The following is a 16,947-nucleotide window of genomic DNA, read 5'->3' on the forward strand; positions in this document are numbered from 1 at the left end:
GCAGGCTACTTGACCCAAACCTCGACCCGGCGGTTCACCTTTCTTCCCCAGTCGCTGTCGTCGCATGCCATTGGCAGCGCCTCACCGAATGCGTCTACTTCGATTTTCACGTTATCCGGCACCGCAGTTTCAATCGCCGAAAGAACGGCTCTGCGAACCGAATCCGCGCGCCTGCGTGCGATACGGGTGTTAGCAGCGGCCGACCCTTCGCTATCGCTGAAGCCAATGAAGAAAAGTTCGCGCCCGTCATACGATCCGGTTTCCAGCGCCTTGGCAAATTGAAGGATGTTGGAGCGAGATTGCGCGTCGGGGCGGGCTGATCCCGTCTCGAACCGGAACGAAATGGTCAGCCTTTGCATCGGAGCCAGCGTGGATATCAACCTCTGCATTTCTTGCAGAGTGACTTCGTCCCCGGCCGCCGAAATGGCGTTTGCCAACCTATCGCCCTGCGCGCCCAAGCGAATGTGTTCGGCCGTTTGATCGACGAAACCGGCGCGACGGATAACGATTTGCGCAGCAGGGCTTTTGGCATAGGATAAAAAATCGCGGGCGATCTTGGGCAATCGCCGCGCGGGGAGATAAAGGAACATCGGCGAGGACAGTGGATAGTCTTCGGTTTTTATGCTCCAACGCGAAGCAGACAAGGAAAATCCGCACTTTCCCGTTAGAGTCAATGCGCGCGTCGATCCGGTCTCAGCAAAGCTTGTCATACCGAGGCCGAACGGATCCGACGCCACTGCATGCGCCAATTGGCTGCCGCGTCCATGGCGTTGCACCGACGAGGCGACTTGTAATCCTGCAGGCTTGAGCAACTTGTCCTCAACTGCTTGTGCCAGACCTGAGCCGGAGACCGGCAAGTGCAGAGAAATCGGAGCGTCCGGGCCGCCAAGTTCGACCCAGTTTGTAATACGGCCAGCGAATACCCTTGCGAGGTCAAAGGTCGAAATACTCTGAATAGGGTTTTCCGAGGACACTACGGGAACCATCGCGTCCAAGGCCAAAACGAGGCTGCGAGCAGGATCGTTCAGATCACCGAGGCCGGTTTCGGATATCCTCTGGTGTTCATCGGGCCGAACCTCGCGCAATGCCATCACAATATCGGCCTCCAAGGCGAGAAGATCAGCGAAGCCCTCGTCTGTGGTGTTGACGTGAAATGTAAACCTCGCAAGTGGAGCTGAACGGCGCGGCTGGAACAGGCTATAGACAAAACTTGTTTCGTCCTGTGTTTCGCGTTTCGTTCGCAAACCATTGCGCGCGGCAAAACCTTCGACCAGAGGGGGCAGGAGGGATTCCGCCATTGTGGCCGAGCCAGACAGGACGATTTCGGCTACGTACTCGGTTAGATTGGGGCAGGCCGGGCCATCACAGGTGACGCCTGACCCGTCCACAGTAAGTTCTCCGAATTGCGTCTGAATACGATAGAATTCGCCGTCGAAGCCCAGAAAAGCGCCGGAAACAGAAACTTTACCATCGTGGGAAATCAACGTGATGTCCTGCGCAAAAGCGCCATCCATGGATATGCAATATGAAAGTGCGGCGATTGTCGCCGCACGAAGCCAAGTCATGTGATACCTGATGTCGCCTGTTGCCTATTTGGCCGCGATCTTCAGGTTTTGAAACAGATTATTCAACACCAGAAAATCACCGACAGACGAACAATCCGGCATTGATACCGACAGGTCGCGTGAGGTCATTGAGTCGTCACCATGCATCATGAAGGATTGAGCGTTCAACGTGCGTCCACAGTTTTCTTCTGTGACCTCAGCTTCGACTGTCATCTCGATGGTGCCAGATTTCTTTGCGCCTCTGGAAGGAAATGAATACACCTCGACCAACTGTGCGTCGCTCAAGGTTGTATTGCCAAGCCGATCGGTGTTGCCCAATCCATGTGAACTCTCGTTGGCCCATACATGCCCGTCTTCACCATAGGCGGCACCGAACTCTAACGCGTGCAACTGCAGATCGGGACCTCCCCGCCATTGCAAAGCAACACGATCATAGGCCTTGAGATCTGGGATCACGGTTGAGGCAACCGAGCCTTTGTTGTTGGCAAACTCAACAATGAATATCGCTCTTTCCGACATTGCCGGGATCGTTACGGTCAACCGGCCTTGGGTATCGGTTTTCTCGGTAAACATCAGCCCGTTGTGATGAACCGTCAACCGTTCGCTTTTGTGACAAGGTGCGTTAACAAAGAGCGTCGCGTTTGCCAGAGGTGCAGGTTCTGCATTAGCCGTGACCTTGCAACTCACTGGCGACGCTGGTCTGGCTCGCTTTTCATTACCCAAGGTCTGCTCAGGTTCAGACGCTTCGGTCTTGGCGTCAACAGAGGTCAAAGAGATTTTTTTCAGGGCCTTGACCTGAATGTTCTGGCTTAAAGTGCTTTCGAGCGGCAGCAACGAAGCGGTGCGCGCCGAGGGCTCAGAACTGTAATCCCGGTCAGCGCTTTTTTGCATGAAATAGCCGGTCGCCAGCGCACAGCCGACGGTTCCGCCAATCATAATTAGTCTTCTCCAAAGCTCCATTGGACATCCCCTTTGTTTCCGGAGCGGAAATCAAAGTCGTTAAAAAAGGCGGCCAATCTATGGCCGCCTTTGGGAGTAATTTTGTCCGTTTCAGGGCGGGCGTCAGGTCAGCCGCCCGTGGCAATGCTTGAATTTCTTTCCGGACCCACAAGGGCATTGATCGTTGCGCGATGGGTTGCCCCAAGTCTCCGGATCGTCTTCGACAAATCCAGGGCGGGGATCACCCGAAGCCTGAGCTTCGGCAATCGCTTCGGCCTGTTTGGCGGCCTTTTGCATTTGCGCCTGCTGTTCAGCGTATTGCGCCAGCATCTGCCGTTGTTCTACCTCGGTCAGAGGGCGAATGCGGGACAGTTGCTGTGTCACCGCCTCCCGCAATCCGTCCAGCATGCTTTCGAACAGTTGGAAACTCTCGTTCTTGTATTCATTCAGCGGATCGCGCTGTGCATAACCACGGAACCCAACCACTGACCGCAGATGCTCCAGCGTTAAAAGGTGTTCACGCCATTTTGTGTCGATGGTTTGCAGAAGCACCTGTTTTTCGATGTTGCGCATATTCTCGGGGCCGAAATCCACGGCCTTCTTGGCCATCATCTCGTCGGTGGTCTTGATCAGGCGCTCGCGAATGTCGTCATCATCGACACCTTCTTCTGCCGCCCAACTCTGGACGGGGACGTCGACACCAAGCTTTTCAATGACGGCAGAATGGAGGCCATCTGTGTCCCACTGATCGGCATATGTCTTGGGTGGCATGAACTCGTCGATCAGATCGTCGATAACCTGTTCGCGCATATCGGAAACGATTTCGGACAAATCCTCGGACGACATGATTTCGCGGCGCTGGTTGAAGATCACCTTGCGCTGATCGTTCATCACGTCGTCGAATTTCAGAACGTTCTTGCGCATATCGAAATTGCGGCCTTCGACCTTGGCCTGGGCGCGTTCGAGCGACTTGTTCACCCATGGATGGATGATCGCCTCGCCCTCTTGCATTCCCAGCGTGGTCAGCACCTTGTCCAAACGCTCCGAACCAAAGATGCGCATCAGGTCATCTTCGAGGCTGAGGTAGAAAACCGTGCGTCCGGGATCGCCCTGACGGCCTGAACGACCGCGCAACTGATTATCGATACGGCGGCTTTCATGTCGTTCCGACGCCATGACGAACAGGCCGCCGGCGTCAAGAACCTTTCTCTTTTCTTCAGCGTGACGCGCTTCTTCGGCAGTGCGCAGTTCGGCTGGGTCGGCTTCGGGATTGGCGGCGATAGCTTCGAGCACTTTCATCTCGACATTGCCGCCCAATTGGATGTCGGTTCCGCGGCCTGCCATATTCGTGGCGATGGTCACTGCGCCCAATCGACCGGCATCTGCCACGATCTGGGCTTCCTGCTCGTGCTGGCGAGCGTTCAGGACATTGTGTCCGATGCCTTCCTTGCTCAACATCTGGCTGAGCATCTCCGATTTTTCGATTGACGTCGTTCCGACCAGTACAGGTTGCCCTTTCTCGTTCGCTTTTTTGATCTGTTCGATTATGGCGGCGTACTTTTCCGGCGCGGTTCTATAGACCTGATCGTCTTTGTCTTCACGTGCGATGGGCTTGTTCGTGGGGACCTCGACCACGCCCAAACCGTAAATTTCGCCAAATTCCTCAGCCTCGGTTAACGCGGTGCCGGTCATACCGCTCAGTTTGTTGTACAGGCGGAAAAAATTCTGGAAAGTGACACTGGCGAGCGTCACGTTCTCGGGCTGAATCTGTGCACCCTCTTTGGCTTCGATGGCTTGGTGAAGCCCATCAGACAGACGCCGGCCGGGCATCATACGGCCGGTGAATTCGTCAATAAGAACAACGTTACCGTCGCGCACGATATAGTCCTTGTCGCGCTGGAAAAGCTTGTGCGCGCGCAGGCCCTGGTTGACGTGATGCACAATGGTCGTGCTTTCTGGATCGTATAACGAATGTCCCTCGGGCAGCAGGTTGCGATCCAGCAGGAGCTGTTCAAGAAATTCGTTGCCTTCATCGGTAAAGGTCACATTGCGAGATTTCTCGTCCAGCGAATAGTGATCGTCCTGTAGCGACGGGATCAAGGCGTCGATTGCGGTGTAAAGGTCGGATCGGTCCTGTGAGGGGCCGGAAATGATCAGAGGTGTCCGTGCTTCGTCAATCAGGATCGAGTCCACTTCGTCCACGATCGCGAAATTGTGGTGTTTTTGATAAACTTCATTCAAATCTGCTTTCATGTTGTCGCGCAGATAATCGAAGCCGAGTTCATTGTTTGTCGCATAGGTAATATCGCAGGCGTAGGCGGCCAGCTTGTCAGCATCGGCCTGTCCCGACCAAATGACACCGGTGGTCATGCCGAGGATGCCGAACACTTTACCCATCCATTCCGCGTCGCGCTTGGCAAGGTATTCGTTGACAGTCACCACATGAACGCCCTTGCCGGTCAGTGCGTTCAGATAGGCGGGGAAAGTCGCGACCAAAGTCTTTCCCTCACCCGTCTTCATTTCCGAGATGTTGCCCTGATGGAGAAAGATCCCGCCCATCAGCTGTACGTCGAACGCCCTGAGACCCAAAGCCCGTTTGGCACCTTCGCGCACATTAGCAAAGGCTTCGGGCAGCAGGTCGTCCAGTTTTTCGCCATCCAGCGCTCGTTTGCGCAACTCTTCGGTTTTCGATTTCAGGTCGTTATCCGAGAGTTTTTCGAACTCCGCTTCCAGCGCGTTGATCTTTTCGACCAGCGGGCGGGTCGCCTTGATCTTTCGGTCGTTCGGCGTTCCGAACACCTTTTTGGCGAGCGTTCCGAGTCCCAGCATGTTCACTCCAGCGGATCTGTTCTTGTCGTGGTTTCGACAGGCTTGCCCGCCCTGCGCGCAACCCATAGATACGGGGGGTGAAAGGCGGTCCTGTCCAAGGCTTCAAGCGATGTAAGCGGCAGGCCGTAGAGTGTCAACGCCACGCACCGTCGCGGCAAAGAAATAGGATGATTCAATGCCCAAAGGCCTCACATTTCTGCCATCTCTGGCGCTTGCCGTCGGCCTGGCCCTGCCTCTGATCGCCGAGACGACAACTGACGCCGACACGGTGGTGGCAGTCGTCAATGGGGATGAAATCACTTTGGGCCACATGATCATCGCGCGTGCGACGCTGCCGAGGCAGTATCTGGAGCTTGAGGATCAGGTTCTGTACGATGCCATCCTCGACCAGCTTGTTCAGCAGACGCTTTTGAAACAACAGCAGAATGGCGAGCTTCCCAAGCAGGTGGCGATTGCGCTGGAAAATGAGAGGCGTTCGCTACTTGCAGCGGAAACCATCGAGGATATCCTGCGCTCGGCCTTGAGTGAAGAGGCGGTTCAGGCCGCCTATGACGCCGAATACGGCGACGGGTTCGGCGGCGATGAATACAATGCCTCACATATCCTCGTGGAAACCGAAGAAGAGGCCATGGCGGTCAAGGCCGATCTGGACGGTGGTGCGGACTTTGCGGAAACCGCCAAGGCGAAATCAACCGGCCCCTCCGGCCCGAATGGCGGTGAATTGGGCTGGTTCGGCCCGGGCGCCATGGTTCCCGAATTCGAACAGGCTGTTGTCGCTTTGGAAAAAGGGCAGATCTCTGAACCGGTTCAAACCCAGTTCGGCTGGCATATCGTGACGCTGAATGATCAGCGCAAGGCGGAAGCACCGGAACTGGAAGCGGTGCGCGGAGAGCTTGCATCCAAAATCCAGCAGGAAGCCATTCAGGCGCGCCTGGACGAATTGACGGATGCGGCGACCATAGAGCGCCAGCCCTTGGACGGTGTGACGCCGGACGTCCTGAAACAACTGGATCTGGTGCAGGAGTAAGCCGCCATGGCAAAGATCACCAATGTCTCGCCACTCGCCCCGAGCAGCTTTCCGGATTTGCCGGTCATCGCGGGCGTTCGGTTTGCAACTGCTGCCGCGGGTGTACGGTATCAGGGACGGACCGATGTCATGCTGGCGGTGATGAACGCCGGCACGTCGGTTGCGGGCGTATTTACCCGGTCAGCAACGCGTGCCGCCCCGGTCTTGGATTGTCAGACCAAGATTGGTGGAGCAAGCGATGGACCGGCCGCGATCTTGGTCAATTCCGGCAATGCCAATGCCTTTACCGGGCATTTTGGACAAACCTCGGTGGCCGAGGTGGCCAAGGCGGTTTCAGACGCGACAGGGGTTCCTGCATCTCGAGTTTTCACGTCCTCGACTGGAGTGATCGGTGAACCGCTGCCGCATGAGCGGATCGTGGCAAAACTGGAAGATCTGAATGCGGCCCTCAGCCCTGATGCAATTGAGGATGCAGCCACGGCAATTATGACCACCGACACTTTCCCAAAAGGTGCCAGCAGGACCGTCGGGATCGACGGCAAGATGGTCAAAATTGCGGGAATTGCCAAGGGGTCGGGCATGATCGCGCCGGACATGGCAACGATGCTGGTCTACATCTTTACCGACGCAAAAGTGGAACAGGCCGTCTTGCAGCAGATGCTGGGTGAGATTACCGATCGCACCTTCAACTGTATCACTGTGGATAGCGATACTTCGACTTCGGACAGCCTTTTGCTGTGCGCTACCGGTGCGTCAGGAGCTGATGCTACCGGAAACCCCGGGTTCACCGAGGCGCTTGAGGCAGTGATGCTGGATCTGGCGCAACAAGTAGTCAGGGATGGCGAAGGCGCGTCCAAATTTGTCGAGATTCGTGTGACAGGCGCCGCCTCGGACGCTGATGCAAAGGTGCACGGATTGGCGATCGCAAATTCTCCGCTGATCAAAACGGCGATAGCGGGGGAGGACCCGAACTGGGGCCGCGTCGTCATGGCCATCGGTAAGTCTGGGGCAGCAGCAGACCGGGACCTGTTGAGCATTTCATTTGGCGATATTCTAGTGGCCGAAAAAGGGTGGGTCAGCCCTAACTACCGCGAGGCGGACGCAGCGGCATATATGAAAGGTCAGGAACTGGTGATCGGCGTCGATCTGGGATTGGGGGACGGTAATGCAACGATTTGGACCTGTGATCTGACCCACGGTTATATTGAAATCAACGCGGATTATCGCTCGTGAGAACGGTATTGGTATCTGCCGTTGCGCTAATTGATGTGGATGGCCGGGTGCTGTTGGCGCAGCGCCCGGAAGGTAAGTCGATGGCCGGTCTTTGGGAGTTTCCCGGGGGCAAGGTTGAAGTCGGGGAAACCCCCGAAGCCGCTCTGATCCGCGAGTTGGAAGAGGAGCTGGGTATCAACACCTGGGCTTCTTGTTTGGCCCCACTGACTTTTGCCAGCCACAGTTATGACGACTTTCACTTACTGATGCCCTTGTTCGCCTGTCGGAAATGGCAGGGCACCCCGCGGGCACAAGAGGGACAGGCGCTGAAATGGGTGCGAGCCAACGAGTTGCGTAGTTACCCGATGCCGCCTGCGGATGTCCCTTTGATTTCAATTTTGCGGGACTGGTTGTAAAATCCAATACTATCACATCGCGCGAGTTCGTTTGATCAGGCTGCTGAAAAATTAACCTTATGGGATAACAATTTAATTTTTACATTCGATTTTTCGTGTATGATGAGCCTGTCTTATTCCTTTTTGGGGAGGATTGGGCATGTTGCGGACAATTGCACTGGGAAGTTGCGTTTTCGTGCAAGGCACATTTGTTCGAAAATTGGCAGATGGGCGTATCGTGGTACGCGTAGAGAAGAAGCTTTATTTCGGGCGACCTGTCGCGGCATCGACTTGAATGCGGCAGAATACACCACTCACGTGAGAGCGACACGCGACGTCCTCTCAAAAAAACGGCGGCCACAATGGACCGCCGTTTTTTGTCAGTTCTTGTCGTATCAATCGAGCGTTCTGGTAACTTCTTCACGCTCGAATATTTCGATCACATCGCCGGAGCGGATATCGTCGTAGTTCTCGAATGCCATTCCGCATTCCTGACCTGACTGAACCTCGGCCACCTCGTCCTTGAAGCGCTTGAGCGTCTTGAGCGTCCCTTCGTGGATGACCACGTTGTCGCGCAGCAGACGGACGCCGGCCGAGCGGCGTGCTACCCCTTCGGTCACCAGACAGCCCGCAACTTTGCCGACGCCGGAAACCTTGAACACTTCCCTGATCTCGGCGTAACCGATGAACTTTTCGCGGATTTCAGCGCTCAGCAGGCCAGATGCGGCCGCTTTCACGTCATCCACAAGGTCGTAGATCACTGAGTAGTAGCGGATCTCGACGCCTTTCTGGTTTGCGGTATTTCGTGCCGAAGCATTGGCGCGGACGTTGAAACCAAAGACTGGCGCACCAGATGCTTCGGCCAGGCCGATGTCGGTTTCGGTGATTGCACCAACGCCAGAGTGCAGAACGCGTACGCGAACCTCGTCGTTACCGATCTTTTCCATCGCCTGGACGATGGCCTCGGCCGAACCCTGCACGTCCGCCTTCACCAGGATCGGAAGTTCCGAGACGTTTTCGTCTTCCTTGGCCTTGGCCATCAACTGTTCCAGTGTGGTCGCGGCTCCGGCCGCAGCGCGTTTGTCCTTGGCGGCTTGTTCGCGGTATTCGGCAATTTCGCGGGCCTGCGCTTCGGTCTCGGTTACGTTCAGAACGTCGCCTGCTTCGGGCGTGCCATTGAGGCCCAGAACTTCAACTGGTACCGACGGACCCGCCTCTTTCACCCTCTCACCCTTGTCGTTGATCAGTGCGCGGACCTTGCCGTATTGCTCTCCCACAACGAAGATATCGCCCTGACGCAGCGTACCTTTCTGAACCAGAACGGTCGCGACGGGACCGCGGCCCACGTCAAGCTGCGCTTCGATCACGGCGCCCTGGGCGGCGCGGTCGGGGTTGGCCCTTAGTTCCAGAATCTCGGCTTGCAATGCAATCGCTTCGAGTAGGTCATCCAGACCCTGACCGGTCATGGCGGACACTTCGACATCTTGGACTTCACCCGACATCGCTTCGACAACCACTTCGTGTTGCAGCAGGTCGGTGCGAACTTTCATCGGGTTCGCGTCGGGTTTGTCGATCTTGTTGATCGCCACGATCATCGGCACCTTGGCCGCCTTGGCGTGATTGATCGCCTCGACGGTCTGCGGCATCACCGCGTCATCCGCAGCCACCACCAGCACCACGATGTCCGTTACCTGCGCGCCGCGCGAACGCATCGAGGTAAAGGCGGCGTGGCCTGGTGTGTCGAGGAAGGTCAGAATAACACCGTCGTTGGTTTCCACCTGATAGGCGCCGATATGCTGGGTGATTCCCCCGGCCTCGCCCGAGACGACCTTGGTGTTGCGAATTGCATCCAGCAGCGAGGTCTTGCCGTGGTCCACATGACCCATGATGGTGATCACCGGTGGACGTGGCAGGAGATCCTGTTCTTCGTCCTCGATATCAGCGATGACGTCCTCGACATCCGCATCCGAGACGCGCACAACGTTGTGGCCGAATTCCTGAATGATCAGTTCGGCGGTATCGGCGTCAATGGTCTGGTTCTGCGTGACCATCATGCCCATTTTCATGAGTTCCTTGACCACATCCGAGACCCGTTCGGCCATACGGTTGGCCAGTTCGGAAACCATGATGGCCTCTGGCAGTTGAACGTCACGGATCACCTTTTCCCGCTCGACCGAACCACCCATCGCTTTTTGACGCGCACGCTCCTGCTTGCGTTTCATCGCGGCCATCGAGCGCTGACGCCCGCCTTCGCCGCCTGAGAGAGCCTGATTGAGGGTCAACTTACCAGAGCGACGGCCATCGTCGCGGCCTTTGCTGCCGCGCGTGTTGCGTTGATCGCGATCGCGGTCAGCCGCGCCACTCCGGCGCGAGTCGTCGGCAGGCGCGGTTTGCTTGGGCGCAGGCGCTTTGGCCTTGGGCGCTTCTTTGGCCGCAGCGGCCTCTGCCGCCGCGCGTTTGGCGGCCGCTTCGGCTTCCAGCCGCTGACGTTCTTCGTCTGCGGCTTTCTGGCGAGCCTTTTCTTCGGCCTCGCGCTGTTCGCGTTCCTTGGCCTCTTGTTCCGCACGGCGGCGTTCACGCTCTTCCGCACGGGCTTTTTCTTCGGCCTCTCGCTGCGCGGCTTCTTCGGCCTCGCGGGCCTTTGCGGCCTGAAGTGCCTTCAGGCGTCGCTCCATCTCGGCGTCCGAAATCCCGGCAGGGCGCCGCGAAGGATCACCCGCAGATGCAGCGCTGCTGGCACCCGGTTTGGTCGCACCCGGCTTGGGGACCACCACGCGTTTGCGTTTGGTTTCCACCACGACATTCTTGGTCCGTCCGTGGCTGAAACTTTGTTTCACATTCCCGGGGCGCGCCCCGCCACGCAGACCCAATGTCTTTTTGCCGTCATTATCGCTCATAAAGCTACTTACCCTTCCGAGCGGCCCCGTTGCCGCCGTCATCCGTTTCGCGCACACCACGCAAGCGTTGCGCTTCCTCTACAACACGTTTGGCGAGTCCACCAGAGGCCAGCGCCGCATGTATCACTGTTTGGCGTCCAAATGCCATGCCCAATTCGTCAGCCGTGAGCCAACCGATGTATTTTCCAAAGTGCGGCGTGCTCAATTTCGATTTGCCACGCCCGGACCCATCGGCTGCCTGAAGCAGAACCTGCGCCTCTTCCTTGTCGAGCCAGGTCTTAACTTTCTCATAGCCAGCCACCGCGTCGCCCGATTTCCGAGCGAGGCTGATCAGTTCGACCACGCGTCGCGATATTTGGCGTTCGACCTCGTTGATAAGGTCATCCGAGGCTTTGACCTGTGCCTTGAACGCGCGGCTGAACAGTTTCTTGCTGATCGCCTGCTTTAAAGCAGCCCGATCCGCAGCCACATACACGCCCCGACCGGGCAACTTGCCCGCGACGTCAGGAAAGACCTGACCGTCAGGCGACGCCACGAACCGTATCAACCCATACCTAGGTTGAACCTCGCCCGTGGCGATGCACTTCCGCTCGGGCCCCTCCGAACGATCCTTATGGACGCCACCGCGACCCATGAGCGCCACCCAAGGCCTGAGATCAGGCCTCGGCCTCCTCTTCAGAAAGTTCATCGTCTTCTTGGCCATCGGCTTCGAGATCGGCAGGATCAACCCAGCCTAACATGACGCGGGCAGTCATCACCAAATCCTGAGCCTCTTCCAGCGACACACCGAAGGGTTCCAGAATACCGTCATCCTTGACACGCTGTCCGTCAACCGTGGTCCAGCCGCCAGCCAGTTCCCAGTCGGCGCAAGTGGCAAAATCCTCGAGTGTTTTCACGTCATCCTTTGCCAGTACTTCTACCATCTGGGGCGTCAGTCCCTCAAATTCAATAAGGCTGTCCTCAGCGCCCAATTCGCGGGCACTATCCAGTGCCGCCTTGGCTTGTGCCTCCAGATAGTCGCGGGCGCGAGCCTGCAATTCGTTGGCGGTCCCTTCGTCGACACCGTCGATGACCAGCAGTTCGTCCAACTCGACATAGGCAACCTCTTCGAGGTTGGTGAATCCTTCGGAGACCAAAAGCTGGGCAAAGAACTCGTCCAGATCGAGGCTTTCCACGAACAGTGTGGTACGCGCCTCGAATTCTTTCTGACGGCGAGCCGATTCCTCGGCTTCGGTCATGATGTCGATGTCCAGACCGGTCAGTTGGCTGGCGAGACGCACATTCTGACCACGGCGACCGATGGCGAGGCTCAGTTGCTCTTCAGGAACCACAACTTCGATTTTGCCAGCTTCTTCGTCCAGAACCACCTTGGAAACCTCGGCGGGCTGCAGCGCATTCACCAGAAACGTTGGCTGATCTTCGTTCCACGGGATGATGTCGATCTTTTCTCCCTGCAGTTCGTTCACTACGGCCTGCACCCGGCTGCCGCGCATACCAACGCAGGCACCGACCGGATCGATCGAACCGTCATATGAGATCACGGCAATTTTGGCGCGGGACCCGGGGTCACGGGCCACGGCCTTGACCTCAATGATGCCGTCATAAATTTCCGGCACTTCCATTTTGAACAACTCGGCCATGAACTCCGGTGCGGTGCGGGAAAGGAAAATCTGGTGCCCGCGTGGTTCGCGGCGGACTTCCTTGATATAGGCGCGGACGCGATCATTCGGGCGATAACTTTCGCGCCCGATCTTGTCGTTGCGGCGCAGAACAGCCTCGGCCCCACCCAGGTCGATTATGACGTTGCCGAATTCTTCGCGCTTGACGACACCGTTGATGATGGTGCCTGCGCGATCCTTGAAATCTTCGTATTGGCGGTCCCGCTCTGCTTCGCGGACTTTCTGCAGAATCACCTGCTTGGCCGATTGCGCGGCGATTCGACCCATCTCGACCGGCGGCACCTCTTCGACAAAGACGTCGCCGATTTCGGGGCTTTCCATATACTGACGCGCCTGTTCCACGGTCATCTCGGCCTGATAGTTTTCAAGCTCGTCATCGGCGACCACTGTGCGCACGCGGGTGAACGTCGCTTTGCCGGTTTTGCGGTCGATTGACACACGAATGTCCATCTCGGCGCCATATCGGCTCTTGGCGGCGCGGGCGAGGGATTCTTCCATCGCCTCGACCACCAGACCGGGGTCGATCATTTTTTCGCGGGCCACGGCCTCGGCGGTTTGCAACAGCTCCAGCTGGTTTGCAGAAGTGATTGCCATCAGTTCGTCTCCTCTTCGGACCCTGCTTCGGTCACGATTTCGTCGAATTGGTCTTCGTTAAGGGCGCCGCTTGCTTTGCGCTGGCGCAGCATTTCCTTGATCAGGTCATCGGTCAGCACGAGCTTGGCATCGCTCAGCCAGTCGAACTGTAGGCCGATGGTGATGGTCTCGCCATCCTGTGGGATGTTGATCAAAACCTCGTCGCCTTCGACGCCGGCCAGTTCACCTTTGAAGCGGCGGCGGCCGTCAATCAGTTCGGCGGTTTCCAGCTTGGCCTCATAGCCTTCGAACATCTCGAAATCCTTGAGTCGGGTTAGGGGCCGGTCGATACCGGGGCTGGAAACCTCAAGCGTGTAGGCGTCAAGGATCGGGTCTTCGACGTCCAGTGTGGCGCTGACCGCGTTCGAAATCTCGGCACAATCGTCCACTTCGATTCCGCCGTCAGGCTTGTCGGCCATGATCTGAAGTGTGGTCGTCTTGCCGCTCATCAGGCGAATGCGGACAAGTTCAAATCCCAGATCTTCGATCACGGGAGAAATGATCTCGGCCAGTCGCCGGTCGATGGCGGCTTTTGCAATCAGGTCGTTGGTCATGTCGTCCAAACACAAAAAAACGGGCGCGCGGCCCGTCGATCTTATTCGGTGGAGCCCCGAGCCTTTGGCCCGACGCGCCGCTGTTGCAAGGGCATATACGCGCAGGAAAACGAATCCGCAACCCCCGCCTTGATCCAAGCCGAATTAATTGAAGTCAGACAGCCGAAAACCTACATCAGCCACCATCGCTCGGCGATGCGACCGTCGTCGAGGTCGCATCGTGTGCCAATCTGGCGGGGAATACCTACGTTTGGGCCAGCGGCCAGCGCCATATCCCTGTCTGATGGGAAAAAGTGCAAGCTGCGGCGACTGCGCAGACCGTCGGGCAAAGGCGCAGCGGCCACATCAACATACCCGTCCTGCAACGCTTCGGCGCGAACGCGTGGGTCGGAGATCACGATGATCTCGATTGCATCGGCCCATCCGGCACGGCCAGCCTTGTAATGTCCGGCCACCTTGCGCCCCAGAAAATGGCGCCCATCCTGCGCTCGTTCGACCCGGTAGCAACCGGTGCCGTTTGCATCGTGAAGCGGTGAAACACTTTGTCCCACACGTGTGATGGCATAGCGATTATCGGCAAGCACGAAGGGTAGGCCGTGATTGCCCTCGACAAGTTCAAGATGCAGGCGATTCGGGGCCAGAACTTCAACATGACCGAAATTGGCCAGTGTTCCCGACACGTCTTGCGCGTGCAGTGGGGTGCCATCATGGAAGATCACGTCGTCACGCAAATCGAACGTCCAGACCCGAGCCGCCGAATCCGTTTGCCAACCGCTTGCGAGTTCTCCACGCAAGGTCCCGTCTGGTGCGACTTCGGTCAGCGTGTCGAATACGGCGCCTCGGACGATCTGTTCAAGACTGTCATCGCGGGGAACAGCCAGTCGCATAGTGCCGCCTGACTTGGGTAATCCCGCATGAGATACGCCAGTCGCAGCCAGCAGCGCGGCGGCGGCACCCGAGGCAAACAATGCACGGCGGTCGATTCGGGTCATGCCACACCCTCCGCAACGCTATCCATTATGCGGACAAGTTCAGCACTGATGCCCGGTTCGGACAACGCGTGGCCCGCGTTGCGGACCATTCTAAGCTCGGCGTTTGGCCAGGCTTCGCTGAGGTTCCACGCTGAAGTGGGCGGGCAGATCATGTCGTAACGTCCCTGAACGATATGGCCGGGAATATGGGCGATTCGATCCATATTGGCCAGAATCTGACCATCGAATTCCAGAAAACCATTGTTCAGGAAATAGTGATTCTCCAGTCGGGCAAAGGCGCGGGCATAATCCCCGGGGCTTTCACCTGTCACGCCATTGGTATGAATCGAAGCCAGCGCGTTTTCCCAGTTCGACCAGGCGCGGCCATAAAGGATTTCGGTTGCCCGGTCGCCTGAGAACAGACGCTTGTGATAGGCGCTGATAGCGTCGTTCTGTTCATTATCCGACAGAAGTGAAATGAATTTCTGCCAAGGTTCTGGCCAGAACTTGCCTGCACCGCCACCATAGAACCAATCAAGTTCGGATTGGGTCATCAAGAACACGCCGCGCAGAACCAGGCGAGTCACACGCTCGGGATGGGTTTGCGCATAGATCAGAGCCAGAGTCGCCCCCCAGCTGCCACCAAAGGCAATCCAGTTGTCGATATCAAGATCGCGGCGAATTCGTTCGATGTCGGAGACAAGATGCCATGTCGTGTTGTGCTCAACAGCGGCATGAGGACGCGACCGCCCGCACCCCCGTTGGTCAAAGAGAATCACCCGATACACCAAAGGGTCGAAATACCGTCGCATCGCAGGGCTGCACCCCCCGCCTGGGCCTCCATGAAGAATCACGACCGGAATACCGCTGGGATTGCCGCATTGTTCCACGTAGATACGATGCCCGTCGCCAACATCGAGCATTCGCTGGTCAAAGGGTTCAACCGGCGGATAGAGATATTGTACTGCGCGCTTTTGGTCCGGGTACTTGTCCATTATGGGCCTATATAGTCCTTAACGGTAAAAAGAGCATACGGAGACAGGAATGCAAGCGCATCCGAAAACGGTTGACCCGTCAGAGATCGCAAAATTCGAGGCAATGGCCGCTGAATGGTGGGACCCCCACGGGAAATTCAAACCTCTGCACATGCTCAACCCCTGTCGGTTGGATTATATCACACAGCAGATCGCGGGCGAGTTTGATCGCGATCTAAAAGCCCTGCGCCCTTTCGAGGGCCTGCGCCTGCTGGATATCGGCTGCGGCGGCGGGTTGCTGAGCGAACCCATGGCGCGTTTGGGGGCCACGGTGGTCGGGGCCGACGCCGCCGAGGGCAACCTGCCCGTCGCGCGCATCCATGCTGAGCGATCAGGGTTGCAGATCGACTATCGCCACACCACAGCCGAGGACATGGTCGCCGCAGGCGAACAGTTCGACGTGGTGCTGAACATGGAGGTGGTCGAACATGTGGCCGACCCCCTTGGCTTTCTGACCGCATCGCAGGATTTGCTGAAACCGGGCGGCTTGCTGATCTGTTCGACCATCAACCGTAACCCGAAATCCTATGCGATGGCCATCTTCGGGGCCGAGGTCGTCATGCGCTGGCTGCCCCGCGGCACGCATGAATGGAACAAGTTCATCACCCCCGATGAGCTGTTCGACTTGCTGCGTAAGGCCGGGCTGGACCCGGTGGACCGCAAGGGGTTCGTGTTCAACCCGATCCTGTGGACCTGGTCGATCTCGGACCGGGATTTGAGCGTGAATTATGTGACGGCGAGTGTGAAACCTGTTTGATTGAAGCAGGTTATTCGTCTTCCAACCTGATCCGAAGATCGCGCAGAACAGGCAAGGTTGCGCGCACCCGCTCCAGCCCCAGCTCTCCGACCACGCGGTTGATCAGCGGGGCTATCGAGGAAATCGCCTGATCCCGCGCCCTGCGGCCAGCCGGACTGATCGCCACCATCTTGCGGCGGGCGTCGTCCCAGTCGGGGCGGATGTGGATGTAACCGGCCCATTCCAGCTTGGCCAAGGTGTTGGTCATCGCCCCCCTGGTCACATGAAATGCGCTGGCCAGCTGTGCCGGGCTGCGCTCATCCCCGATAAAGGCCAAATGGTTCAGGACCGAGAAGTGCGAAATTTCCATGCCCTTGGGCAGAACGCGGCTGAGCCGGTTCCGCAAAAGTTGGTCTGCTGTCAGAATCTCGCTGAACAGCGCAACCGCCAGGGCATTGGTATCGTCAGGCATAGTT

The 16,947-nt window shown here is 57.5% G+C and carries 14 protein-coding genes; 4 read left to right on the top strand and 10 right to left on the bottom strand.

The features are described 5' to 3' along the window. Positions 1–5 precede the first annotated feature (5 nt). The 3 genes from ACR0LZ_RS12325 to secA all read right to left on the bottom strand — a co-directional run bounded on the left by ACR0LZ_RS12325 (position 6) and on the right by secA (position 5,333). Positions 6–1,565, bottom strand: a complete 1,560-nt coding sequence (locus ACR0LZ_RS12325) for a phosphate ABC transporter substrate-binding/OmpA family protein (protein ID WP_480750105.1) — start codon at positions 1,563–1,565, stop codon at positions 6–8. Positions 1,566–1,589: 24 nt separating this feature from the next. Continuing rightward, a complete protein-coding gene (locus tag ACR0LZ_RS12330; protein WP_480750106.1) occupies positions 1,590–2,525 on the bottom strand; it encodes a hypothetical protein in 936 nt (311 codons plus the stop codon). A gap of 102 nt (positions 2,526–2,627) precedes the next feature. After that, positions 2,628–5,333, bottom strand: coding sequence for a preprotein translocase subunit SecA (secA, locus tag ACR0LZ_RS12335; RefSeq protein ID WP_480750107.1), 2,706 nt, complete (start codon positions 5,331–5,333; stop codon positions 2,628–2,630). A gap of 175 nt (positions 5,334–5,508) precedes the next feature. On the opposite strand from secA, the gene ACR0LZ_RS12340 reads away from it, so the two are divergent. Genes ACR0LZ_RS12340 through mutT form a run of 3 tightly spaced genes read left to right on the top strand, consistent with a single transcriptional unit; the run spans position 5,509 to position 7,988 of the window. Continuing rightward, entirely contained in the window at positions 5,509–6,360 is an 852-nt protein-coding gene (locus ACR0LZ_RS12340) for a foldase protein PrsA (protein WP_480750108.1), read from the top strand. A 6-nt stretch (positions 6,361–6,366) separates the two neighbouring features. Next, positions 6,367–7,593, top strand: coding sequence for a bifunctional glutamate N-acetyltransferase/amino-acid acetyltransferase ArgJ (gene argJ / locus ACR0LZ_RS12345; RefSeq protein WP_480750109.1), 1,227 nt, complete (start codon positions 6,367–6,369; stop codon positions 7,591–7,593). Beyond that, positions 7,590–7,988 carry an 8-oxo-dGTP diphosphatase MutT gene (mutT, locus tag ACR0LZ_RS12350; protein WP_480750110.1) on the top strand — a complete coding sequence of 133 codons (399 nt, stop codon included), beginning with the start codon at positions 7,590–7,592 and terminating at the stop codon, positions 7,986–7,988. The genes argJ and mutT overlap by 4 nt, the downstream gene beginning before the upstream one ends. A 374-nt stretch (positions 7,989–8,362) precedes the next feature. Here the strand turns inward: mutT and infB are convergent, their stop codons facing one another. The 6 genes from infB to pip all read right to left on the bottom strand — a co-directional run bounded on the left by infB (position 8,363) and on the right by pip (position 15,696). Next, entirely contained in the window at positions 8,363–10,864 is a 2,502-nt protein-coding gene (gene infB / locus ACR0LZ_RS12355) for a translation initiation factor IF-2 (protein WP_480750111.1), read from the bottom strand. 4 nt (positions 10,865–10,868) lie between these two features. Continuing rightward, a complete protein-coding gene (locus ACR0LZ_RS12360; protein WP_480750112.1) occupies positions 10,869–11,498 on the bottom strand; it encodes an RNA-binding protein in 630 nt (209 codons plus the stop codon). A 22-nt stretch (positions 11,499–11,520) separates the two neighbouring features. Further along, the gene (nusA, locus tag ACR0LZ_RS12365) at positions 11,521–13,137 is read right to left on the bottom strand and encodes a transcription termination factor NusA (protein ID WP_480750113.1); all 1,617 of its coding nucleotides are present in this window, start codon (positions 13,135–13,137) and stop codon (positions 11,521–11,523) included. After that, a complete protein-coding gene (rimP, locus tag ACR0LZ_RS12370; protein ID WP_480750114.1) occupies positions 13,137–13,730 on the bottom strand; it encodes a ribosome maturation factor RimP in 594 nt (197 codons plus the stop codon). Before rimP ends, nusA begins: the two co-directional genes overlap by 1 nt. Positions 13,731–13,900: 170 nt before the next feature. Further along, positions 13,901–14,722, bottom strand: a complete 822-nt coding sequence (locus ACR0LZ_RS12375; RefSeq protein ID WP_480750115.1) for an ABC transporter substrate-binding protein — start codon at positions 14,720–14,722, stop codon at positions 13,901–13,903. Then, complete coding sequence (gene pip, locus ACR0LZ_RS12380; RefSeq protein WP_480750116.1) at positions 14,719–15,696, bottom strand: prolyl aminopeptidase; 978 nt, start codon at positions 15,694–15,696, stop codon at positions 14,719–14,721. The genes ACR0LZ_RS12375 and pip overlap by 4 nt, the downstream gene beginning before the upstream one ends. 49 nt (positions 15,697–15,745) lie before the next feature. Between pip and ubiG the strand changes: the two genes are divergently transcribed. Continuing rightward, on the top strand, positions 15,746–16,492 hold the full coding sequence (gene ubiG, locus ACR0LZ_RS12385) for a bifunctional 2-polyprenyl-6-hydroxyphenol methylase/3-demethylubiquinol 3-O-methyltransferase UbiG (protein WP_480750117.1): 747 nt from the start codon (positions 15,746–15,748) through the stop codon (positions 16,490–16,492). 10 nt (positions 16,493–16,502) lie between these two features. Here the strand turns inward: ubiG and ACR0LZ_RS12390 are convergent, their stop codons facing one another. Next, positions 16,503–16,943, bottom strand: a complete 441-nt coding sequence (locus tag ACR0LZ_RS12390) for a MarR family winged helix-turn-helix transcriptional regulator (protein ID WP_480750118.1) — start codon at positions 16,941–16,943, stop codon at positions 16,503–16,505. Between the last annotated feature and the right edge of the window lie 4 nt (positions 16,944–16,947).

This window comes from Ruegeria sp. CI1 (assembly GCF_056536925.1).